The sequence below is a fragment of the Streptomyces spinosus genome (genome assembly GCF_020400655.1).
GTDB classification, from domain to species: Bacteria; Actinomycetota; Actinomycetes; order Streptomycetales; family Streptomycetaceae; genus Streptomyces; species Streptomyces argyrophylli.
In genome coordinates, this window is record NZ_JAINRC010000017.1 from 1 (window position 1) to 25,257 (window position 25,257).

Genomic DNA, 25,257 nt, shown 5'->3' on the forward strand with positions numbered 1-25,257 from the left:
CGCCCCCCCCCCCCCGCCCCCCACGGCCCGGGCCGGCCGGGGAGACGGGTGGCTCCGTCTCCCCGGCCGTTTGGCGTGGTCGGAGCCGGGCTCGCCGGTGAATTCCGGCGGTGAAGTCCTTTCTCTGCGACTTCGGTTGCCAGGGCGCTACACTCGGTCCCGCGTTCGACGGAAACAAGCCGACCGACTGTTTCCGGCGCACGCTGACGGGGGAAGCGGGGCGATCACGGGGAGTGGCCCTTATGCACGGTGACGACGGCCTGCCGTCGACTCGGTGGCAGTATCAGCTCACCCAGGTGGAGTCGCTCTCGGAGCGCGAGAGGCAGGTCTTCTCGTTGCTCGGAGCAGGGTTATCGAATCGCGCGATCGCGGTGAGGCTGCGCGTGACGGAACGTACCGTGAAGGCCCACGTGGCCAGCATCCTGGCGAAACTGAAAGTGGAATCCCGTCTTCAGGTGGGTCTCGTAGCCCAGGCCCACCTTCTCATGTACGAAGGTACAGTGCCAAACCGGCCAGGCGTGACTGATAATTGATCAGTTCTGACTCTCTGATGTTTTCCCTGTGTTCGGGCGCCGCTGATTGCGTCCACCCACGGTTACGTGACCGCCCCGTGGGTCGCGAGGTGGGGGCTTGTGACCGGTTTTTCTGAGTAGGGACGGGAATTTGGTACACATCTCCATATTGGGTCCGCTGCTGATCGGAGATGGTCAAAGAACCATCGGTGTGCGGGCGAAGAAGATTCGCGTGATGCTGACCATGCTCGCGCTGAATCCTGGTCAAGTCGTCGGTTTCGATGAACTGATCGACGAACTCTGGGGCGAGGCCCCGCTGAAGAACACGCGAAACGCACTCCAGGCGAATGTGCGGCGCATGCGGAAGTCGCTGGCCGAACTCGGCCTCCCGGGAGGTGAGGAGGGACTGATCCGCACCGTCGACAACGGTTACATGCTCGACGTGTCCGAGGAGGCCCTCGACGCCTACCGCTTCCTGCGCATGGCCGAGCAGGGCGCCGCCCTGGTCGCCCGGGAGCCGCACGAGTCCATCCGGCTGCTGCGGGAGTCCCTCGCCATGTGGCGCGGGCCCGCCCTGCTCGACGTGAGCGACGGACCGCGCTGCCGGGCCGTGGCCCTGCGGCTGGACGAACAGCGCAAGACCGCACGGGAGGATCTGATCCAGGCGCAACTGCAGGCCGGCGAGGCGGGGGTCGTCGTTGCCGAGCTGAAGCAGCTCCTGGCGCAGTATCCCGAACGCGAGCGGTTCAGCGAGCAGTTGATGATCGCGCTCTACCGGTGCGGACGCCAGTCCGAGGCCGTCGACATCTTCCACCGCACCCGCAAGTGGCTCGACGAGGAACTGGGCCTCAAGCCGAGCCAGCGGCTGCACACCCTGTACCAGGCGATCCTGATGCAGGACCCCTCGCTGCTGTGACCGGCTGAACGGACGGAGCGCCGGCGGCACCCAGGCCGCCGGCGCTCTGCCGTGCCCGCGCTCAGACCTCCCGCAGCGCGCCGTCGGTGAGCGCGCCGATCCGCTCCACCGCCGTACCGCCCAGCATCTCCTCGTGCCCGCACGGGATCTCGTGCACGGTGAGCGGGCCGTCCAGGTGCGGCCGCCAGCGCGCGGCCAGTTCTCCGGTGGGGGCCTGCTGCCCGTGCGCCGCCACGAACAGCGTCAGCGGACCGGCGAACCGTCCCGGGGTGAACTCCCGCGCGATGTCGGTGTGGTGGCGCATCACGGTCGTCAGCCGGTCCAGGTCCCGCTCCGCGATCGTCGTGCCGCGCGCGTGGTGGGCGAGGAACGCCGACCGGATCTCCTCGTCGGTGGGACGGGGATCGCCGGGCGCCGCCGGGAAGGCGTCGAGGACCGCCAGGAACGCCACCCGCTCGCCCGCGGCCTGGAGCAGGACGGCCATCTCGTGCGCGACCAGCCCGCCGAACGACCAGCCCAGCAGGTGGTAGGGCCCGTACGGCCGGATCCGCCGCACCCGTTCCAGATACGTCGCCGCCAGCTCCCGCACGCCCGCCGGCCGGTCCCAGGCGCCCGGCTCCGCCGCGACACCGTCGGACTGGAGCGCGTACACCGGCCGGTCCGGGTCGAGGCGCGCGGCCAGCTCCGCGAACGGCAGGCCGAATCCGACCCCGCCGTGCACGCAGAACAGCGGCGCCGCCGTGCCGTGCGGCCGGATCTCCAGGAGCGGCACGGCGGCCGTCGCCCGGTCCCCGGCCGGGGTCGCCACCGCGGCCAGGGCCGCCACCGTGCGGTGCGCGAAGACATCGGACAGGGCGAGCGTCAGCCCCGCCTTGGCGGCCCGGCCGACCACCTCCACCGACCGCAGACTGTCCCCGCCCAGTGCGAAGAAGTCCCTGTCGGCACCGACCTCGTCCAACCCCAGCACCTCGCAGAACACCTCCGCGAGGGCCCGCTCGGCCGGGGTGCGCGGGGCCCGCCCGGCGACGGCGGGCACCGGGGCGCCGGGCGCGGGCAGGGCCCGGACGTCGAGCTTGCCGTTCGGCGTCAGCGGCAGCGCGGGCAGCGACACCAGCGCGGTGGGCACCATGTGCGCGGGCAGCGACCCGGCGAGGTACGCGGTCAGCACGGGCACGTCGACGGCGGCCACCCCCGGTACGGGCACCACGTACCCGGTCAGCCGGCCGCCGCCGTCCGCCGGGGCCAGCACCACGGCGGCCTGCGCGATCACCGGGTGCCGGGTAAGCGCGGACTCGATCTCGCCCGGCTCGATCCGGAAGCCGCGCAGCTTGATCTGCTGGTCGGCGCGGCCGACGTAGTCCAGCTCGCCGTCCGCCCGCCGGCGCACCAGGTCCCCGGTGCGGTACATGCGGGTGCCGGGCGGCCCGTAGGGGTCGGCGACGAACCGTTCCGCCGTGGTGCCCGCACGGCCCTGATAGCCCTGGGCCAGACCCGCGCCCGCGACGTACAGCTCGCCGGTGATCCCGTCCGGCACCGGGGCGAGGGCCGTGTCCAGGACGTACACCCGGACGTTCGGCAGGGGCCGGCCGATCGGCGGCCGGCCGCCGTCCGGGGCGAGCGGGGCGCTGAGGGTGGCGGCCACCGTGATCTCGGTCGGGCCGTAGGCGTTGCGCAGGGTCACCCGGGCCGCGGTGCGCTCCACGACGGCGGGCGGGCAGGCCTCCCCGCCGACGATCAGACACAGGTCCGCGGGCAGGTCGGCCGGTTCCGGGAAGCGGCCGACGACGGTCGGCGGCAGCAGCGCGTGGGTGATCCGCTGCTCGGTGAGCAGGCCGGCGAGCAGCGGCGCGGACAGCCGGCTCTCGGCGGTGGCCGGCACCAGGGTGCCGCCGGAGAACAGCGAGGCGGCCAGCTCCCACACGGTCGCGTCGAAACTGAACGAGGCGAACTGCAGCACCCGGGTGTCCGGCCCGGTCCCCAGCTCCTCCCGGTGGTGGGCGACCAGGTGGGCCGCGCCCGCGTGCGGCACCGCCACCCCCTTGGGCCGGCCCGTCGACCCGGACGTGTAGATGACGTACGCGGTGTCCCGCGCCGACAGCGGGCGCGTCCGCTCGGCGTCGGTGACGTCGGCGCCGGACAGGCCGGCGACGAGGTCCGTGGTGGCCGGGTCGTCCAGCACCACCCGGGCTGCGCCGTCCGGCAGCCGGCCGGCGGACCCGCCGACGGTGACGACGGCGGCCGGGGCCGCGTCGCCGAGCATGTACGCGATGCGCTCGGCCGGGTAGTCCGGGTCGACGGGCAGATAGGCCGCGCCGGTCTTCAGCACCGCCAGCAGCGCCGTCACGGTCAGCGGGGAGCGGGGCAGGACCAGCGCGACCACGGCACCCGGGCCGGCCCCGTGGCCGAGCAGCAGCCGGGCGAGCCGGTTGGCGTCCGCGTTCAGCCGCCCGTACGACACCTCCGCCCCGCCGGGCACCGCCAGCGCCGCGCGGTCCGGTGCCGCCGCCGCGTGCGCCTCGAACAGCGCCGGGAGCGTCGCCTCCGGGCGGGGCCGGGACGGGCCGTCGCCCGCGGCCAGCGAAGCGCGGCGCTCGTCCGGGGTGAGCAGGGCGAGGGCGCCGATCGGCGCGCCCGGGGTGCGGGCCGCGTCGGCGAGGAGCACCGCCAGGGCACCGGCGAGGCGGTCCGCCGTGGCCTCGGTGAACAGGTCCGTGCTGTACTCCAGGCGGATGTCCAGACCGGCCGGGCCGCCGTCGGCGCTCCGGCGTTCCGTCACCTCGAAGGCCAGGTCGAACTTGGCCGTGCGGGAGGGCACCGGCTCCACGGAGGCCGTCAGCTCCGGCAGCGCGGGCAGCGGGTCGTCGCCCGGGGTGAGGGAGAGCACCACCTGCACCAGCGGGTGCCGGGCCGGCGACCGCTGCGGCTTCAGCTCGTCGACGAGCTGCTCGAACGGCAGCTCGGCGTGCGCGTACGCGGTCAGGTCCGTCTCCCGCACCCGCTCCAGCAGCGCCGCGAACGACGGATCGCCGGAGGTGTCGGTGCGCAGCACCAGCGTGTTGACGAAGCAGCCGACCAGGTCGCGCACCGCCTCGTCGGACCGCCCGGCGACCGGGCTGCCCAGCGGGATGTCGGTGCCCGCGCCGAGCCGGGTCAGGACGGCCGCGAGACCCGCCTGGACGGCCATGAACAGACTGGCGCCGGCGTCCTGGGCGAGCCCCGCCAGCCGGGCGTGGGCGTCGGCGGGCAGCGTACGGGTGACCGCGGCGCCGCGCTGCGAGGACCGGGCCGGCCGGGGGAAGTCGGCCGGCAGCTCCAGCTCCTGCGGCATGCCCGCCAGCACCTCGCTCCAGTGCGCGAGTTCGGCGGACAGCAGGCTGTCCGGGTCGTCCTTGGCGCCGAGCAGCGCGCGCTGCCAGCGGGCGTGGTCGGCGTACCGCACGGGCAGCGGCCGCCAGTCCGGGGCGCGACCGGCCCGGCGGGCCGCGTAGGCGGTGGCGAGGTCACGGGCGAGCGGCCCGAACGACCAGCCGTCGGCGGCTATGTGGTGCAGCGTCAGCGCCAGCACGTGCGTGTCGTCGCCCAGCGCGAACAGGCGTGCTCGCAGCGGGACCCGGGCGGCCAGGTCGAACGGCTCGGCCGCCTCGGCGGCCAGCGCCCCGGCCAGGGCGTCCTCGTCCGGCACCGGTACGACTTCAAGGCGGGCGTCCGCCTCCTCCGGACCGAGCACCAGCGGCGCCGCCCCGGCGTCGGCGGCCACGAACAGCGTGCGCAGCGTCTCGTGCCGGGCGACCACGTCCGCCACCGCCGCGCCCAGCGCCCCGGTGTCGAGCGGGCCGGACAGCCGTACCGCCAGCGGGATGTTGTAGCCGGCCCCCGCGCCCATCCGGTCCAGGAACCACAGGCGCTCCTGCGCGTACGACAGCACGGGCGGGGCTCCCGGGAGTGCCGCCGCGCGCAGCGCGGGGCGCGGCGCCGTGCTCCCCGCGCCCGTCCCGTCCCCGGCCAGGGCGCGCGCCAGCGCCTCGGCCGAACGGGCGTCGAACAGCGTGCGCAGCGGTACCTCCGTGCCCAGCTCGGCGCGCAGCCGGTTGGCGACCCGGATCGCGGACAGCGAGTGGCCGCCGAGCGCGAAGAAGTCGTCGTCGGCCCCCACCCGGTCCAGACCCAGCACCTCCGCGAAGACCGCGCACAGCAGTTCCTCGCGCGCTCCCGACGGCGGCCGGCCCGTGCCCGCCCGCCCCTCGGCCGGGGCGGGCAGCGCCTTGCGGTCGACCTTGCCGTTCGGGGTCAGCGGCAGCTCGTCCAGGAAGACGTACACGGCAGGGACCATGTGCGTGGGCAACACCGCGGACGCGCGCTCCCGCAGCCGGTCGCGGTCGGTCCCTGCCGGTACGACATGGGCGACCAGACGGGTGTCCCCGTTCCGGTCGGTGCGGGCGGTGACGACCGCCCGCTCGACGCCGGGCTGTGCGCCCAGCACGGACTCGATCTCGCCGAGCTCGATGCGGTGCCCGCGGATCTTCACCTGGTGGTCGGTGCGGCCCCCGTACTCCAGCGCCGTGCCGTCCGGCGACCAGCGCACCACGTCACCGGTGCGGTACATGCGGGTGCCGGGCGGCCCGAACGGATCGGCCGTGAACCGCTCGGCGGTCAGGCCGGGACGGCCCAGGTAGCCCCGGGCGAGACCGGCCCCGGCGAGGTACAGCTCGCCGAAGCGGCCGTCGGGCACCGGGCGCAGCGCCGCGTCCAGGACGTAGGCCCGGGTGTTGGCGATGGGGCGGCCGATGGGCGGCGGGCCGGACGGCACCCGCGGCAGGGGCGCCGCCGTCGACCAGATCGTCGTCTCCGTCGGGCCGTACACGTTGGTCACCGACGCGCAGTGCTCGGCCAGCGAGCGGGCCAGGGGGCCGGGCAGCGCCTCACCGCCGACGAGGGCCCGCAGGCCGGCGAGGGCCTGGGCGTGGGAGCCGGCGAGGGCCTGCCACAGGCTCGGCGTGGCCTGGAGCAGGGTGGCACCGCAGTCACCGATCAGCGCGGCCAGGGCGGCCGGGTCGCGGACCGTCTCCCGGTCGGCGACGACCAGTTCGGCGCCCGCCGCGAGCGGCACGAACAGCTCCAGGTTGGCGATGTCGAACCCGAACGTCGTCACCGCGAGGAACCGGTCCGCCGCCGTCACCGCACAGCGCCGCCCCATGTCCGCGACGAGGTTCACCAGCGCGCCGTGCGGAACGACGACACCCTTCGGCCGGCCGGTCGACCCGGAGGTGTGGATGACGTAGGCCGGGTGGTCGGGGTGGGGAGGAGTGGCGGCGGTGGGGCCGGCGGGAGAGGGCGGGGGCGGTGCCGTGGGGCTCGACCGGTCCGGGAAGGCGGGCAGCGGGCCCTCGTCCAGCACCCACAGCGGGCCCGTGAGCGGGGCACCCATCGCCTCCAGCGAGGGACGGATGCGGCGGTGGGTGAGGGTGACCACCGGTGTGGCGTCCGCCAGCATCAGGCGCAGGCGCTCCGCCGGGTGGTCCGGGTCGAGCGGCAGGTAGGCGGCGCCCGCCTTCAGCACGGCCAGCGCCGCCACCACCAGGTCGGCCGACCGGTCCAGGGCGAGCCCCACCAGCCGCTCCGGACCCGCGCCCGCCGCCCGCAGAGCCACCGCCAGCCGGTCCGCCCGCCCGTGCAGCTCCCGGTACGTCAGCCGCTCGGTGCCGCAGCGCAGCGCCGGGGCGTCGGGCGTGCGCGCGGCCCACCGCTCCAGCAGCGGCGCCAGCCACGGCCCCGGCACCGGCTCCTCCGTGCGGTTGCGGTCCGCCAGGACGCGGCCCGCCTCCCCCGCGTCCAGCAGGTCCAGCCGGCCGCACGGCTCGTCCGGCCGGCGCACCGTCTCCTCCAGCAGCCGGACCAGACACCGCCCGACGCCGCGCGCCTCGGCCTCCGGGACGAGCGCCGGCAGATGGTCTACGGCCAGCTCGAACGGCTCGCCGGGGAACACCGTCACGGTCAGCGGGTAGTGGGTGGCGGAGCGGATGTCCACGCCGGTCACCCGGGGGCCCGCCGGGGCCGGTCCCGGCTCGGGACCGCCCATCGGGTAGTTCTGGAACAGCAGCACCGTGTCGAACAGCTCGCCGCGCACCGCCGTCTCCTGCTGGATCTCCGCCAGCGGCAGGTGCTCGTGCGCCAGCAGTTCCGTGCGCGCCCGCTGCACCCGCGCGAACAGCTCCGCCGGGGTCAGCCGGGCGGTCACGTCGGCGCGGACCGGCAGCGTGTTGGCGAACAGGCCCACCATCCGCTCGACGTCCGGCAACTGCGCGGGCCTGCCGGAGGCGACGGTTCCGAACACCACCGTGTCCTGTCCGGTCAGCCGGGACAGCAGCAGCGCCCAGCAGCCCTGCACCACCGCGCCCACGGTCAGCCCCCGGGACCGGGCGAAGCCGGCCAGCGCGGAGGAGAGCCCGGGCGGCACGTCGACGGTGACCCGCCGCGGCAGCCCGGTGCTCCCGCCGGCCCCCGCATCCGTGGCCCCGCCGGTGTCCCCGCCATCCGGCATCAGCCGCGTCGGCTCCGTCACCCCGTCCAGGGCCCGGCGCCACGCCCGCCGGGCCGCCTCCTCGTCCTGCGTGCCCAGCCAGGCGAGGTACGCCTGGTACGGCGGGGCCGCCGGCCGCTCCGCCGGCGTGCCGCCGCCGCGCACCTGCGCGAACGTCTCGGCGAGTTCACGGGTGAGCGTGGCCATCGACCAGCCGTCCACCAGGATGTGGTGCACGGTCCACAGCAGCCGGGCCCGTCCGTCGTCCGCCCGTAGCAGCAGGAAGCGGTGCAGCGGCGGCCGGGCCAGGTCGAAGCGGCGCAGCCGCTCCTCGCCGGTCGCCCGGTCGAACCCGGCGGCGGGCAGCCGCCGCTGCGACCACGGCAGCTCCACCGACCGGGGCAGCACCTGCACGGCCTCGCCGCTCTTGCGGTGCCGGAAGCACGCCGCGAGATTCGGGTACCGGTCGAGCAGCGCACCCGCGGCGCCCCGCAGCGCCTGGGCGTCCGCGTCGGTCACGTCCGCGAGGTCGAGCACCAGTTGCAGCGCGTACACGTCCGTGGCGTCCCGGTCGTACGCGGACAGGAACAGCAGCCCCTGTTGCAGCGGCGACAGCGGGAGGACTTCACTGATGGCGGATTGCCGGTTCAAGCCGTGCTCCTCACGGAAGAGCGGGAGTGGGCGCGGGAACAATTCCGGCCCGCACGATTCCAACCGGACGACGATTTCACGAGCACGCTGACGAACAACTGACCGCGAGCTGACACCTCCCGGCCACGCCGGGCATGGCCGGAAGCCGTCAGCAGACCGTCAGTCCACGGTCAGCGCACGTCGACAGGCTTGCCGGCGAGGCCCATCCGCCGCCGACGGCCAGGAGTGCCAGTGCCGGTCATCACCGCGTCGCACGAATTCGATGTCAGCGACCTCTTCGTGAATCTTCAGCCGCTGTTCGGGCACCGCCTGTTCCTGAAGATCGAGGGATTCAACTTCGCCGGATCCATCAAACTCAAGGCCGCCCGCGAGATGGTCGCCCAGGCGGAGGCCGCGGGCCGGCTCCGCGCGGGGTCCACCCTCGTGGAGTCCTCGTCCGGCAACATGGGCGTCGCACTCGCCCTGCTCGCGGCGAGCCGCGGCTACCGCTTCCTGTGCGTGACCGACACCCGCTGCAACGCGGTGACCCGGCGCACCATGGAGTCCCTCGGCGCCGAGGTTCACGTCGTCACCGAACCGCACGAGACCGAGGGGTTCCTCGGCGCGCGGATCCGCCACGTCAAGGCGCTGCTCGCCGCCGACGACTCCCGGGTGTGGCTGAACCAGTACCTCAGCCCCGGCAACTGGATGGCCCACTACCGCACCACGGCCCCCGCCATCGCCCGCCAGTTCCCCGACCTGAACGTCCTGTTCGTCGGCGCCGGCACCACCGGCACCCTGATGGGCTGCGCCCGCTGGTTCCGGGAACGGCGGCCCTCGGTGCGGGTCGTGGCCGTGGACAGCATCGGCTCCGTCACCTTCGGCGGACCGGCCGGCACCCGGCACATCCCCGGCCTCGGCACCAGCGTGCGGCCGGCACTGCTCGACGACAGCCTGGTCGACGCCGTGGTGCACGTGCCGGAGGCGGCCACCGTGCGGACCTGCCGGACGCTGATGCGGCACGGCTTCCCGGTCGGCGGCTCCACCGGCACCGCCGTGACCGGCGCCCTGCGCTGGCTGGAGGAGCACTACGGCGACGGCGCCGGCGGGGTCCGCGAGCGGATCACCGCGGTCACCATCTCGCCCGACCTGGGCGAGCGCTACATGGAGACCGTCTACCACGACGAGTGGGTGCGCGGCGCCTTCGGCCCCGGCCCGCTGACCGGGCCGGCGGCGGACCGGGCCGGCCGGGCCGGCACGGGCGAGGCGGCACCGGTCGCCGCGACCGCCTCCGCGGACTGAACGGGCCGGGCGGGGCTGACTTCGACAATGACGGAGAGCAAAGCGATGACGACAAACCGAGGCGCCGTCCTCCCGCTCACCGCGGCGCAGGCCGAGATCTGGTTCGACGAGCAGTTCGCCACCGGACCGCTCGGCTACAACATGGCCGACTACATCGACCTGCGCGGCCCGCTCGACACCGGGCTGCTGGAGCGGGCGCTGCACCGCCTGGGGCACGAGGCCGAAGGGCTGCGCGTGCAGTTCGTGGAGGAGGCGGGCGCCCCGGGCCAGATCATCCGGCCGCTCGCCCGGCTCCCGCTCAGGAAGATCGACTTCAGCGACGAGCCCGATCCGCTCGGCGCCGCCGGACGATGGATGCGCGCCGACCACGCCGACCCGCTCCGGATCACCGACTTCCCGCTGTTCCGGGGCGCGCTGCTCACCCTCGGCCCCGAGCACCACCTGCTCTACCTGTGCATGCACCACATCCTGGCCGACGGCTTCAGCCGCGCCCTGCTCTACCCGAAGCTCGCCGCCCTCTACACGCGGCTGGCCGCCGGCGCGGACGACGCGGCCCTGGACGCCGACGCCATCCCCGCCTTCCACCGGCTGCTGGACGGCGAGCGCCGCTACCTGGAGTCCCAGCAGGTCGACCGCGACCGCGCCTACTGGACCGGCCGCCTCACCGGCTCCGGCGACGGCCCGGCGCCCGAACTCGTCTCGCTCTCCGACCGCGACCCCGCCCCCGGCCGCGGCGCCCTGCGCCACACCACCCGGCTCAGCCCCGAGGCCACCGGGGCACTGCGGGACCTGGCCCGGACCGGCAAGGTCACCCTGCCCGTCCTCATGGTCGGTGCCATGGCCGCCTACACCCAGCGGGTCACCGGGGCCGCCGAACCGCTGCTCACCCTCCCGGTCACCGGCCGCATCGGCGCCGTCGCCCGCGAGATCCCCGGCATGCTCGCCAACTACCTGCCGCTCGCCGTGCGCGTCCGCCCCGAACTGACGGCCCCGCAGCTGCTGCGACGGGCCTGGAGCGAGGTCTCCGGCGCCCTGAAGCACCAGCGGTACCGCGGTGACCGCATCCGCCGCGACATCGGCCTGCGCACCGACGACCGGCGTGTCTTCGGCCCCTTCATCAACGTCCTCGACCAGGACCCGGCACTGGCCTTCGGCGACTGCCCGGGGACGGTCGTCAACCTGTCCACCGGCATCGTCAACGACCTCATCGTCACCGTCCTCAACACCGCCGACGGCACGATGGAGATCCACCTCGACGGCAACCCGGAGCTGTACACGGACGACGAACTCGCCGCCCACCTGGCCCGGTTCGAGGCGTTCCTGGCCGACCTCGCCGCGCTCCCGGCCGACCGGCCCCTCGCCCGCGTCGGCCTGCGCGCGCCCGGTGAGCCGGTCGGTCTGCTGGGCACCTGGGACCCGGAGGCCGGGAGCGCCGGGTACGAGGGCCTGGTCGAGCGGGTGCGCGCGGTGGCGGCCCGCACCCCGGACGCGGTCGCCGTCACCGACGGCACGGGCAGCGTCACCTACCGGGAGCTGCTGACCCGGGCCGCCGGTGTCGCCGCCCGGCTGACCACCGCCGGGTTCCGCCCCGGCTCGGTCACGGCGATGCTCGCCGACCCCGGGGTGCCGTTCGTGGCCGGTGTGCTCGGCGTACTCGCCGCCGGCGGGGCGTATCTCCCGCTGGACCCGGCCGCCCCGGCGGCCCGCAACGCGTCCCTGCTCGCCGACAGCGGCGCCCGCCACCTCCTCACCGGCGGCGCGTACGACGCCCCGGACCACCCCGGTCTGACCGCCCTGCCGCTCACCGACCCCTCCGACACCACCCGCACCACCGAACTCCCCGCCCTCGGCGGGGGGCTGGACCTGGCGTACGTGATGTTCACGTCGGGGTCGACGGGTCGTCCGAAGGGGGCGATGGTGCAGCGTTCGGGGATGGTGAACCACCTGTGGGCGAAGGTCGGGGATCTGGAGTTGGTGGCGGGGGAGTCGGTGGTGCAGAACGCGCCGCTGACGTTCGATGTGTCGGTGTGGCAGATGCTGGCTCCGCTGCTGGTGGGCGGGACGGTGCGGGTGGCGGGGGAGCTGGCTGCGGATCCGTCGGGGCTGTTCGGCATGGTCGCTCGGGAGCGGGTGGCGGTGCTGGAGGTGGTGCCGTCGTTGCTGCGGGCGGCGTTGGACGCGTGGGACGTTGAGGGGGCCGCTCCAGGGTTGCCGGAGTTGCGGTGGCTGATGGTGACGGGGGAGGCGTTGCCGGCGGATCTGTGCCGGCGGTGGCACGAGCGGTATCCGCATGTGCCGTTGATGAACGCGTACGGGCCGACCGAGTGCTCGGATGATGTGACGCATGCGGTGATCCGGGCCGGTGATCCGCTGGGGGCCCGGGTGCCGATCGGGTCGGCGGTCCGCAACACGTGTCTGTATGTGCTGTCGGACGAGTTGCAGCCGGTGCCGGTGGGTGTGCCGGGTGAGTTGTACGTCGGCGGGTCCGGCGTCGGCCGGGGATATCTCGATGACCCCGCCCGCACGGCCGGGACCTTCGTGGCCGATCCGTTCGGGCCTGTGGGTGCGCGGATGTACCGCACGGGGGACCGGGTGGTGCAGCGTTCCGACGGTCGGCTGGAGTTCATCGAGCGGCGTGATCATCAGGTCAAGATCCGGGGCCGTCGGGTGGAGACGGGGGAGATCGAGTCGGTCATCCGTTCGCTGGAGGGTGTGACGGACGCGGCGGTGGCCGTGCTGCCCGACGCCTCCGGCAACCCGCGCCTGGTCGGCTACCTCACCGGACCCGGTGTGGACGCGGCCCGGGTCCGTGCCGAGCTGGCCCAGTTGCTTCCCGCCTACATGATCCCGGCCTCGTGGCTGGTGCTGGAGGCGCTGCCGCTGACGGCCAACGGCAAGCTGGACCGCAAGGCGCTGCCCCGGCCGGCTCTGTCCGGGCAGGAGGCCAAGCGCGCCGCGGGCAGCGACCGTGAACGGGTCCTGGCGGAGATCTTCGCCGACGTCCTCGGAGTCGGCGAGGTCGGTGTGGACGAGGACTTCTTCGCGCTCGGCGGCGACAGCATCCGCTCCATCCAGCTCGTCAGCCGGGCCCGCGCCGCCGGCCTCGCCCTGACCACCCGCGACGTCTTCGAGCACAAGTCGGTCACCGCCCTCGCCCGGGCAGCCGGCAGCCTCGAAGCGCGCCCCGGGGCCCGCGAGGACGACGGGGTCGGGCCGTACGAGCTCACCCCGATCATGGCCCAGCTGCACGAGGAGACCGGCACGCTGGCCGGGCCGGTGGTCAAGTACAGCCAGCACGTCGTCGTCGGCGTGCCCGCCGGGCTCGACGCCGGACTGCTCGACGCCGCCCTGCACGCCGTGGTCGACCACCACGACGCCCTGCGCACCCGGGCCACCGAACCGGCCCCCGGACTGTGGCACATGGAGGTCCTCGCCCCCGGAGCCACAGCCGGTGTGCCGCTGGTCGCCGTCGCCGAACCGGACGGCAAGGACGACCCGGCCCGCGCCGAGCGGCAGGCCGCCGCCGCCCGCGCCCGCCTCGAACCGGCCCGCGCGGTCATGATCCAGGCCGTGCTGCTCGCCGCCCCGCCCGGCGCGGACACCGCCCGCCTGGTGCTGTGCGCCCACCACCTCGTCGTGGACGGCGTGTCCTGGCGCGTGCTGCTGCCCGACCTGGAGGCCGCCTACCGCGCCCTCGCCGAGGGCCGCGCCCCGGCGCTCGACCCGGTCGGCACCTCCTACCGCGCCTGGTCCGCGTTCCTCGCCGGGCAGGCCCGCACCCAGGTGCGCGGCACCGAACTCGCCGTCTGGCAGCGGCAGCTGGAGGGACCCGATCCGCTGGTCGGCACCCGCCGCGCGGACCCCGCCCGGGACGTGTACGGCACGATGCGCACCCTGCGGCTGGAGCTGGGCCCCGCGGCGACCGCGCCGCTGCTCACCGAGGTGCCCGCGGCCTTCCACGCCGAGATCAACGACGTCCTGCTCACCGGGCTCGCCCTCGCCGTCGCGGACTGGCGCCGCCGGCACGGCCACGCCCACCACGCGCAGACCCTGATCGAGCTGGAGGGACACGGCCGGGAGCAGCTCCGCGACGACCTGGACCTGTCCCGCACGGTCGGCTGGTTCACCAGCGCCTTCCCGGTCCGCCTGGACGTCGGCACCGTCGACTGGTCCGAGCTGTGGCAGGGCGGCCCCGCGCTGGGCGCCGTCCTGAAGCGGATCAAGGAGCAGCTGCACGCCCTGCCCGACCGGGGCGTCGGCTTCGGCCTGCTGCGCTACCTCAACCCGCACGCCGCCCGCGTCCTCGCCCGCCACCCGCGGCCCCAGATCGGCTTCAACTACATGGGCCGCTTCGACGCCCGCGAGGACCGGCCGTGGCAGCCCGCCGGCGGTGACGGGGTCGTCGGCACCGGCGCCCACCCGGGCATGCCGCTGCCGCACCTGATCGACGTCACCCCGGCGACCGAGGACCGCCCCGACGGACCCCACCTGATCGCCAACTGGGCGTGGGCCGGGAACGCGGTGGCCGAGGACGACGTGCGCGACCTCGCCGGCACCTGGTTCCGGGCGCTGGAACTGCTCGGCCGGCACGCCCCGGCCACCGGCGGCCGCACCCCGTCCGACCTGCCGCTGGTCGACCTGACCCAGCAGGAGATCGAGGCGTACGAGGCCGAACTCGCCGACACCGGCGCCGCCCTGGCCGACGTACTGCCCATCACCCCGCTCCAGCAGGGCATGCTCTTCCACGCCGACTACGACACGGCGACCGCCGACGGCACCGACGTCTACACCCTCCAGATCGTCGCCGAGATCGAGGGCGACCTCGACCCGGCCGCACTGCGCGCCGCCGGCCAGGCCGTCCTGGACCGGCACCCCAATCTGCGCGCGTCCTTCCGGGCCCGTCCCGCCGGCGCCCCCGTGCAGCTGATCCCGGCCCGCGCGGAACTCCCCTGGCAGGAGATCGACCTGCGCGACCTGCCGGAACCCGAGCGCGGCGCCGAACTGGAGCGGATCACCGCCGCCGAACGCGGCCACCGCTTCGACCTGGAGCGCCCGCCGCTGCTGCGGTTCACGCTCGTCACCCACGGCGAGGGCCGGCACCGCTTCCTGTGGACCAGCCACCACATCCTGGTCGACGGCTGGTCGATGCCGCTGCTCGTCCGGGAGCTGTTCACGCTCGGGCGGCCCGGCACCGACGACACCGCGCCGCCCGCCCCCGTCCCCTACCGCTCCTACCTCCAGTGGCTGAACCGGCAGGACCGTGAGGCCGCCCGCGCCGCCTGGCGCGCGGCACTCGCCGGCCTCGACGGGCCGACCCTGCTCGTGGACGCGGGCGCCGACCGGGCCCCGGTGCTCCCCGAGTCGCTGCGCCTCGACCTCCCGCGCGACCTGACCCAGGCCCTCACCGCCTGGGCCCGCGCCCGCGGACTGACCCTCAACACCGTACTCCAGGGCTGCTGGGCGCTGCTGCTCGGCCGGCTCACCGGCCGCCAGGACGTCGTCTTCGGCGCCGTCACCTCCGGGCGGCCCGCCGAGGTCCCCGACGTCGAGTCGATGGTCGGCATGTTCCTCACCACCGTGCCCGTGCGGGCCCGGCTGCACCCCGGCACCCGTCTCGCCGAGCTGCTGCGCACCATCCAGCGGCAGCAGACCGCGCTGCTGCCGCACGAGCACCTGGGCCTCGCCGAGATCCACAAGGCGGCGGGCCTGTCCGGCGAGGTCTTCGACACCGTCGTCCTCTTCGAGAACTTCCCGCTCGACGCGGCCGGACCGGCAACCGGCGGCGACGGCCCCCGCGTGGTGCGCACCGAGGCCCTGGACGCCCGCCACCACCCGCTCAGCATGGCGGTGTTCCCCGGCGACACCCTGACCCTGCGCTTCGACTACGCGCCCGACCTGTTCACCGGCGCCGACGTCGACCGCATCGCCGTCATGGTCCGGCACCTGCTGCACACCGTGGCCGCCGGCGGCGACCTGCCGCTCGCGCGCATCGACATCACCGCCCCGGCCACCCTGGGCGGACCCGGGCAGCCCGGCGAACTCGGCGGACTGCTCGGCTCCTGGGACCCCGGCCTGCCCGAGGAGAGCCTCGGCGTCGTGGAACGCGTCCGGGCCGTCGCGGCCCGGGTGCCCGACGCCGTCGCCGTGGCCGACGGCACGGACGGCGTCGGCTACGGCGACCTCGTGGAGCGCGCCGGCGGCCTGTCGGCGCTGCTGACCGAGGCCGGCGCCGGCGTCGGCTCCGTGGTGGCGATGCTCGCCGACCCCGGAGTGCCGTTCGTGACGGGCGTCCTCGGCGTCCTGGGTGCGGGCGGGGCGTATCTGCCGCTGGACCCGGCCGCCCCGGCGGCCCGCAACGCGTCCCTGCTCGCCGACGGCGGCGCCCGCCACCTGCTCACCGGGCGCGCGTACGCGGCACAGGCCCGCGAACTCGCCGGTGACGTCCCCGTCCTGGTCCTGGAGGACTCCCTGGACGACCGCGCCCTGCCGCCCGCGCTGGGCGGTGGGCTGGACCTGGCGTACGTGATGTTCACGTCGGGGTCGACGGGTCGTCCGAAGGGGGCGATGGTGCAGCGTTCGGGGATGGTGAACCACCTGTGGGCGAAGGTCGGGGATCTGGAGTTGGTGGCGGGGGAGTCGGTGGTGCAGAACGCGCCGCTGACGTTCGATGTGTCGGTGTGGCAGATGCTGGCTCCGCTGCTGGTGGGCGGGACGGTGCGGGTGGCGGGGGAGTTGGCTGCGGATCCGTCGGGGCTGTTCGGCTTGGTTGCTCGGGAGCGGGTGGCGGTGCTGGAGGTGGTGCCGTCGTTGCTGCGGGCGGCGTTGGACGCGTGGGACGTCGAGGGGGCCGCTCCAGGGTTGCCGGAGTTGCGGTGGCTGATGGTGACGGGGGAGGCGTTGCCGGCGGATCTGTGCCGGCGGTGGCACGAGCGGTATCCGCATGTGCCGTTGATGAACGCGTACGGGCCGACCGAGTGCTCGGATGATGTGACGCATGCGGTGATCCGGGCCGGTGATCCGCTGGGGGCCCGGGTGCCGATCGGGTCGGCGGTCCGCAACACGTGTCTGTATGTGCTGTCGGACGAGTTGCAGCCGGTGCCGGTGGGTGTGCCGGGTGAGTTGTACGTCGGCGGGTCCGGCGTCGGCCGGGGGTACCTGGACGACCCGGCGCGTACGGCGGGGACGTTCGTGGCGGACCCGTTCGGCGCGGCCGGGACACGGATGTACCGCACGGGGGACCGGGTGGTGCAGCGGGCGGACGGTCAGCTGGAGTTCATCGAGCGGCGTGATCATCAGGTCAAGATCCGGGGCCGTCGGGTGGAGACGGGGGAGATCGAGTCGGTCATCCGTTCGCTGGAGGGTGTGACGGACGCGGCGGTGGCCGTGCTGCCCGACGCCTCCGGCAACCCGCGCCTGGTCGGCTACCTCACCGGACCCGGCGTCGACCCCGGTGAAGTGCGCTCGGAACTCGTCCGGCTGCTCCCCTCGTACATGATCCCGGCCTCATGGCTGGTGCTGGAGGCGCTGCCGCTGACGGCCAACGGCAAGCTGGACCGCAAGGCGCTGCCCCGGCCGGCCCTGCCCGGGCAGGAGGCCAAGCGGGCCGCGGGCAGCGACCGTGAACGGGTCCTGGCGGAGATCTTCGCCGACGTCCTCGGGGTCGGTGAGGTCGGTGTGGACGAGGACTTCTTCGCGCTCGGCGGCGACAGCATCCGCTCCATCCAGCTCGTCAGCCGGGCCCGCGCCGCCGGACTCGCCCTGACCACCCGCGACGTCTTCGAACGGCGCACGGTCGCCGACCTCGCCCGGGCCGCCACCGAGACGCCCGCCGAAGACAGCCCCGCGCCGGAGCCCGCCGACGCGCTCATCACCCTGTCCGCCGAAGAACTCGCCGATCTCGAACTCGAGTTGAGTGAGGACCTGACGTGACCGAATCCAGCACCCGGTCGAAGATCAGCGCAGTGCTTCCGCTCTCGCCGCTGCAACAGGGGCTGCTCTTCCTGTCCTCGTACGACAGCGCGGCGACCGACCACTACGTCCTCCAGTTCACCGCGGACATCGAGGGCGACGGCACCGACCTGGAACGCCGGCTGCGGGCCGCCTCGGCCGCGCTGCTGCGCCGGCACCCGAACCTGCGGGCCTGCTTCCGGAACCGCAGGAACGGCGAGCCGGTGCAGATCGTGCTCCGCGAGGACGACGTGACGCCCGAGTGGGCCGTGCACGACCTCACCCGGCTGCCCGCCGGGGAGCGGTCCGCCGCGGCGGACCGGCTGGCGCGGGAGGACCGCGGACGCCGGATCGACCCGGCCCGCCCGCCGCTCATGCGGTTCGGCCTCATCCGGCTCGGCGAGCACAGCCACCGGCTGGTGTGGACGGTGCACCACATCCTGGTCGACGGCTGGTCACTGCCCCTGGCGGTACGCGAACTGGCCCTGCTGGCCGGCCGCTCCGGGGAACCGCCGGCGCCCGCGCCGTTCAGCTCCTACCTCGCCTGGCTCGGCACCCGCGACCGGGACGCGGCGCGCGGCGCCTGGGCCGACCTGCTGCGCGGGCTCGACGGCCCCGTCCGGGTCGCCCCCGACGCCACCGACGCAGGGGAACCGCCCGTCGAGGCCGAGGCGGTGCTGCCGCGCGAGCACACCGGCGCGCTGCTGGCATGGAGCCGGGCGCAGGGGATCACCCTCAACTCCGTGGTGCAGGGCTGCTGGGCGCTGCTGCTCGGCCGGCTCACCGGACGGGACGACGTCGTCTTCGGCGCCGTCACCTCCGGGCGGCCCGCCGAGGTCCCGGACGTCGAGTCGATGATCGGACTGTTCGCCAACACCCTGCCCGTGCGGGCCGACGTACGGCCCGGGCGGCCGGCCGGCGAACTCTTCCGGGACCTGGCCCGGCAGCAGGTCGCGATGATGCCGCACGAGCACCTGCCGCTGGCCGAGGTGCAGGCCGCCTGCGGCGTCCAGGGGGAACTCTTCGACACCGTCCTCGCCTTCCAGAACTATCCGCTGGACGAGGAGGAACTGCACCGCGGCACCGGCGGCACGGTCTCCGCCGCGCGGGTGCACGCGGCCACGCACTACCCCCTCCACCTGACCGTGCTGCCCGGCGAGAGCCTCGGGCTGCGGCTGTCGTACCGGGCGTCGGCGCTGGGGGAGGGCACCGAGGCCGCGCGGCGGCTGCTGGACCGGCTGGTCCGCACCCTCGCCGAGGCGGCCGCCACCCCCGACGCCCCCCTCGCCCGCCTCGGCGCCCTGGACCCGGCGGAACACCACCGCATCCTCACGCAGTGGAGCACCACGCGGACCCCCGCCGGACCGGCGGCCACCACCACACCGGCGCCCGGTTCGCCTGCCGCCGCCGGGCCCGTCGGGACCGTCGCGAGCGGCGTCCCCGGGACGACCCTTCCCGCCCGGTTCGCCGTCCAGGCCGCCCGCACACCCGACGCCGTGGCCGTCACCGATCACACCGGTGAGCGGCTCACCTACCGTGAGCTGGACGAGCGGTCGAGCCGGCTGGCCCACCTGATCGCGGCGCGCGGGGCCGGCCCGGAGGACTTCGTCGCCGTCGCCCTGCCGCGCGGTGCGGAGCTGATCGTGGCCGTGCTCGCCGTGCTCAAGGCGGGCGCCGCCTATCTGCCGCTCGAACCCGCGCACCCGGCCGAGCGCATCGCCCACACCCTGCGGGACGCCCGCCCCGCACTGCTGCTGACCACCACCGGGACCGCGCTGCCCGCCCCGGCGGACACGCCCGGCCCGGTCCGTGTCGACCTCGACACGGACGCCACCGCCGCCGAGACCGCCGCCCACCCGGCCACCGCACCCGAGCCCGCCGCCCTCACCCCGGACCACCCCGCCTACGTCATCTACACCTCCGGCTCCACCGGCCGCCCCAAGGGCGTGGTCGTACCCCACCGGAACGTGCTCCGGCTGCTGGACACCACCGACGGGTGGTTCGGCTTCGGCCCGGACGACGTGTGGACCCTCTTCCACTCCATCGCCTTCGACTTCACCGTCTGGGAACTGTGGGGCGCGCTGCTGTACGGCGGGCGCCTGGTCGTCGTCCCCCACGACGTGGCCCGTTCGCCCGACGCCTTCCTGGACCTCCTCGCGGCCGAGCGGGTCACCGTCCTCAACCAGACGCCGTCCGCCTTCTACCAGCTGATGCGTGCCGACGCCGACCGGCCGCGCCAACTCGCGCTGCGGCACGTGGTGTTCGGCGGCGAGGCACTCGACCTCGGCCGGCTCACCGACTGGTACGCCCGGCACCCGGACACCCCGCGCCTGGTCAACATGTACGGCATCACCGAGACCACCGTGCACGTGTCGTACCAGGAGCTGGACCGGGACCTCGCGGCGGCCGGCCGGGGCAGCGTCATCGGGCGGGGCATCCCCGACCTGCGGGTGTACGTCCTGGACAGCGCGCTGCGGCCGGTGCCGGCCGGTGTGCCCGGCGAGCTGTACGTGGCCGGGCCCGGGCTGGCCCGCGGTTACCTCGGCCGGCCCGCGCTGACCGCCGGACGGTTCGTGGCCTGCCCGTACGGCGAGCCCGGCGCCCGCATGTACCGCACCGGCGACCTCGGCCGCTGGCGGTCCGACGGCACCCTCGAGTACCTGGGCCGCACCGACGACCAGGTCCAGCTGCGCGGCTTCCGCATCGAACTCGGCGAGATCGCCACCGTCCTGGGCCGGCACCCCCGGCTGGCCGAGGTGGCCGTCGTGGCCCGCGAGGACCGGCCCGGCGACCCGCGCCTGGTCGCCTACGCCGTCCCGCACGACCCGGACGGCGGCCCCTCGGACCGCGAACTGACGGCGGAACTCCGGGCGTTCGCCGCCGAGCGGCTGCCCGACCACATGGTGCCCGCGGCCGTCGTACGGCTGCCCGCGCTGCCGCTGACCGCCAACGGCAAGCTCGACCGGCGGGCCCTGCCCGCGCCCGTCTACACCACCTCCGACCGCGCCCCGCGCACCCGCGAGGAGGCCGTCCTGTGCTCGGTCTTCGCCGCGGTCCTCGGGCTCGGACGCGTCGGCGTGGACGACGACTTCTTCGCCCTCGGCGGCCACTCGCTGCTCGCCACCCGCGTCGTCAACCGGGTCCGCGCCGAACTCGACGCGCGACTGGAGCTGCGGGACCTGTTCGAGGCCCCGAGCCCCGCCGCGCTCGCCGCCCGGCTGAACGGCGCGGCGCCCGGCCGGCCCGCCCTGACCCCCCGGCCGCGGCCGGCGGTCGTCCCCCTGTCCCACGCCCAGCAGCGGCTGTGGTTCATCGAGCGGCTCGGCGCGCCCGGCGGGCTCTACGCCATCCCGCTCGCCGTCCGGCTCACCGGCCCGCTCGACGTCCCCGCGCTCCACGCGGCGCTGCGCGACCTCGTCGCCCGCCACGAGGCGCTGCGGACCGTGTTCCCCGCGCGCACCGCCCCCGGTGCCGCCACCGACCCCGGTGCCGGGCTCCCCCCCGTTCCCGGCACCGGTCCGGCGGACGACGTCGGCCCGGCCGAGCAGCGGGTGCTCGCGCCGGCCGACGCCTCCGTGCCACTGCCCACCAGCACCGTCGACGAGGCCGGGCTGCCCGCCGCGCTGGCCGCCGAGGCCGCCCGCGGCTTCGACCTGGAGACCGAGATCCCGCTGCGCGCCCGGCTGTTCACGCTCGGCCCCGACGAGCACGTCCTGCTGCTCGTCCTGCACCACATCGCCGGCGACCGCTGGTCCCTCACCCCGCTGCTGCGGGACCTGACCGCCGCCTACGCGGCACGCGGCGCCGGGCACGCGCCCGAACTGCCGCCGCTGCCGGTGACGTACACCGACTTCACGCTGTGGCAGCGCGATCTGCTCGGCGACGCGGACCGGCCGGACAGCGAACTCGCCCGCCAGCTCGGCCACTGGACGACGGCCCTCGCCGGGCTGCCCGCGGAGCTGCCGCTGCCCCGCGACTTCCCGCGCGGCGCCCGCGCCGGCCACCGGGGCGGCACCGAGCGCGCCACCCTGCCCGCGGAACCGGCCGCACGGCTGCGGGAGCGGGCGGCCGAGTGGAACGCCAGCCCGTTCATGGTGCTCCAGGCGGCCCTCGCCGGCCTGCTCACCCGGCTCGGCGCGGGCACCGACATCCCGCTCGGCACCCCCGTGGCGGGCCGCGCCGACGAACGGCTCGACGACCTGGTCGGCATGTTCGTCAACACGCTGGTGCTGCGCACCGACACCGCCGGCGACCCCGGGCTGCGGGCGCTCGTCGAACGGGTGCGCGCGTGGGACCTGGCGGCCTTCCAGCACCAGGACGTGCCGTTCGAGAAGCTGGTGGAGGTCATCGGCCCCGACCGGTCGCCGGCCCGGCACCCGCTGTTCCAGGTGATGTTCGCCTTCCAGCAGGAGCCCTTCGGACAGCGGCACGTCCAGCCGCCGGAGAGGGCCACGGGCCCGGCCGGGCTCGCGGTGCGGGCCGAGGAGGTGCCGGCCGCCACCGCCAAGTGGGACCTGTTCTTCCAGTTCACCGAGGCGGGGCCCGCCATCGAGCTGGCCTTGGAGTACAGCGCCGACCTGTTCGCACCCGGCACCGCCCGGAGCATCGCCGACGCCTGCGTCCGGCTGCTCGGTGCCGCGCTGGCCGACCCGGACCGCCCGCTGTCCCGGCTCGACCTCCTGGGCGCCGGGGAACGCGCCGCGCTGCTGGCCCACGGCACGCGCCGCACCGGCACGCCCGCGACCACCCTCACCGAACTGGTCGCCCGCCGGGCCGCCGCCACCCCGGACGCGGTCGCCCTCGTCCACCGGGACCAGGCCGGCCGGATCGTCCACACCGGCTACGGCGAGCTGTGGGACGCCGCCGGCCGCCTGGCCCGGCTGCTGACCGCCCGGGGCGTCGGCCGCGGCGACCTGGTGGCGCTCTGCCTGGAACGCGGCCCGGCCGCGGTCACCGCGCTCCTCGGCATCGCCCGCTCCGGCGCCGCCTACCTGCCGCTCGACCCCGCCTACCCGGCCGACCGGATACGCGGCATGCTCACCGACGCCGGTGCCCGCCTGCTGCTGACCGAGCAGTCCCTCGCCGACCACTGCCGGGGGGCGGCCGCCCCCGTCACCGAGCAGCCCACGGCCGGCCGGGGGGCGCGGGCCGCCGCACCCGGCGTCGGGGAGTCCGGGGCCGAGGTCGTCGTCCTGGACGCCGCCGCCACCCAGGAGGACCTGGCCGGGCTGAGCGGTGACGGGCCCGACGTGCCCGCGCCGCACCCCGACGACCTGCTGTACGTCATCTACACCTCGGGCTCCACCGGCCGTCCCAAGGGTGTGGCCGTCTCCCACCGGTCCGCCGCACGCCTCGTACACGGGCTGCCCGAGCTGCGGTTCACCGCCGACGACACGTTTCTGTACTTCGCGCCGGTCGCCTTCGACGCCTCCACGTTCGAGATCTGGGCCCCGCTCGTGCACGGCGCCCGGCTCGCGGTCTGCCCGCCGGGACCCGCGGACCCCGAGGCGCTCGGCACGTTCCTGCGGCAGGCCGGGGTGACCGTCGCCTTCCTCACCACCCAGTTCGTCAACGCCGTCGCCGACACCCGGCCGCGCGCCCTCGCCCCGCTGCGCGCCCTGCTCACCGGTGGCGAGGCCCACTCCCGGGACCACCTGGACCGGCTGCGGGCCGCGCTCCCGGACACCGCGGTGTACAACGTGTACGGCCCGACCGAGACCACCACGTTCGCCACCCTCCAGGACACCGCGGACGCGGTGGACGCCCCGGCCGGCGTGCCCATCGGCCTGCCGATCGGGGACACCGGCGCCTACGTCCTGGACGAGGCGCTGCGCCCGGTGCCGCGCGGAGTGGTCGGCGAGCTCTACCTGGCCGGGCCCGGACTGGCCCGCGGTTACCTCGGCCGGTCCGCGCTGACCGCCGGACGGTTCGTGGCCTGCCCGTACGGCGAGCCCGGCGCCCGCATGTACCGCACCGGCGACCTGGTGCGCTGGGACGCCCGCGGCCGGATCGACTACGTGGGCCGCGCCGACCACCAGGTCAAGATCCGCGGCTACCGCATCGAACCCGGCGAGATCGAACGCCGGCTGACGGCGCATCCGGCCGTCGCCCGCGCCGCCGTCCTCGCCCCCGCCGACCCCCTGGGACGCCGGCAGCTGGTCGCCTACGTCGTGCCCGTCCCCGGCGGACCCGCGCCCGAGCCGGACGACCTGCGCCGGCACCTGGCCCGCACGCTGCCCGACTACATGGTGCCGGGCGCCTGTGTGCCGCTGCCGGAGCTGCCGATGACCGTCAACGGCAAGCTCGACGTCGCTGCCCTGCCGCCCGCCCCGGCCCGCCCCGCCGGCTCCGGCGCCGTGCGCCCGCCGCGCACCGACGCCGAGCGGCGGCTGTGCGCGGCCGTCACGGAGGTGCTGGGGGTGCCGGCCGGCCCCGAGGACTCCTTCTTCACACTCGGCGGCGACAGCCTGAAGGCGATCCGGCTGGTCAACACCGCCACCGCGGCCGGGCTGCGCGTCACGCTGGCGTCCGTCTTCGAACACCGCACCCTGGAGGCGCTGGCGGCGAGCGCCGTGCCCGCCGGCCGGTACGGCACCCCGGAGACCGCCGCCACCGTCATCGACCCGGGCACCGTCGACCTGCTCGGGCCCGTGCTGCCCATCCGCTCCGCCGGCACCCTGCCACCGCTGTTCTGCGTGCACGGCGGACTCGGCTTCGGCATCCCGTTCGCCGCGCTCGCCGAACACCTCCACCCCGAACGGCCCGTGTACGCCCTCCAGGCCCGCGGTCTCGCGGACGACGGCCCGCTGCCCGGCAGCGTCGGCGAGGTCGCGGCCGACTACCTGGCGCGGATCAGGGCCGTACAGCCGCACGGCCCGTACCACCTGCTCGGCTGGTCCTACGGCGGCATCGTCGCCCACGAGATCGCCGCCCTGCTGCACGCGTCCGGCGAGGAGGTCGCCCACCTCGCCAACCTGGACGCCTACCCCGACGACGGGCGCGGCGTCCACCCCACCGACGCGGAGTTCCTCGCCGACTTCCTCGCCGAGGCCGGCGTCGACACCACAGGCCTCGACCGGCTCGACCCGGCCGCCGTCGCCGCCCACCTGTCCCGCACCGGCGGCCCGCTCGCCGGGCTCGGCCGGGCCACCCTGGAACGGCTGCTCGCGGTCATGCGCAACCATCTCGAACTGGTCCAGCGGCACACCCCGACCCGCTTCGACGGCTGCCCCGTGACGCTGTTCCGGGCCGCCGACGGGCTCACCGAGCAGGAACGCGCGCTGAAGACCAAGAGCTGGGAGCCGTACCTGGGCCGGTCCCCCGAGGCGCACGACGTGCCCTGCGGCCACCAGCAGATGCTGCGGCCCGCACCGGCGGCGCTCATCGGCGCCGCCGTGGAGCGCCGGCTGGGCGCCGTCGCCGCCGCCCGCTGA

At 75.4% G+C, this 25,257-nt stretch carries 6 protein-coding genes; 5 read left to right on the forward strand and 1 reads right to left on the reverse strand.

What is annotated here, in order from left to right; all coding sequences use genetic code 11:
* The first annotated feature begins 242 nt into the window (after nt 1-242).
* Both LG395_RS29645 and LG395_RS29650 read left to right on the forward strand, forming a co-directional pair.
* On the forward strand, nt 243-533 hold the full coding sequence (locus LG395_RS29645; protein WP_171153530.1) for a helix-turn-helix domain-containing protein: 291 nt from the start codon (nt 243-245) through the stop codon (nt 531-533).
* 214 nt (nt 534-747) lie between these two features.
* Nucleotides 748-1,428, forward strand: coding sequence for an AfsR/SARP family transcriptional regulator (locus tag LG395_RS29650; RefSeq protein ID WP_225811809.1), 681 nt, complete (start codon nt 748-750; stop codon nt 1,426-1,428).
* Nucleotides 1,429-1,489: 61 nt separating this feature from the next.
* Here the strand turns inward: LG395_RS29650 and LG395_RS29655 are convergent, their stop codons facing one another.
* Entirely contained in the window at nt 1,490-8,596 is a 7,107-nt protein-coding gene (locus LG395_RS29655; RefSeq protein ID WP_225811810.1) for a non-ribosomal peptide synthetase, read from the reverse strand.
* Between the two features lie 231 nt (nt 8,597-8,827).
* Between LG395_RS29655 and sbnA the strand changes: the two genes are divergently transcribed.
* Genes sbnA through LG395_RS29670 form a run of 3 tightly spaced genes read left to right on the forward strand, consistent with a single transcriptional unit; the run spans nt 8,828 to nt 25,257 of the window.
* Nucleotides 8,828-9,877 (forward strand): 2,3-diaminopropionate biosynthesis protein SbnA, encoded by a 1,050-nt coding sequence (gene sbnA, locus LG395_RS29660; RefSeq protein WP_171153525.1) that lies wholly within the window; start codon nt 8,828-8,830, stop codon nt 9,875-9,877.
* A gap of 45 nt (nt 9,878-9,922) precedes the next feature.
* The gene (locus LG395_RS29665; RefSeq protein ID WP_225811811.1) at nt 9,923-17,806 is read left to right on the forward strand and encodes a non-ribosomal peptide synthetase; all 7,884 of its coding nucleotides are present in this window, start codon (nt 9,923-9,925) and stop codon (nt 17,804-17,806) included.
* Nucleotides 17,803-25,257: a non-ribosomal peptide synthetase gene (locus LG395_RS29670; RefSeq protein ID WP_225811812.1), complete on the forward strand. Its 7,455-nt coding sequence runs from the start codon at nt 17,803-17,805 to the stop codon at nt 25,255-25,257. The genes LG395_RS29665 and LG395_RS29670 overlap by 4 nt, the downstream gene beginning before the upstream one ends.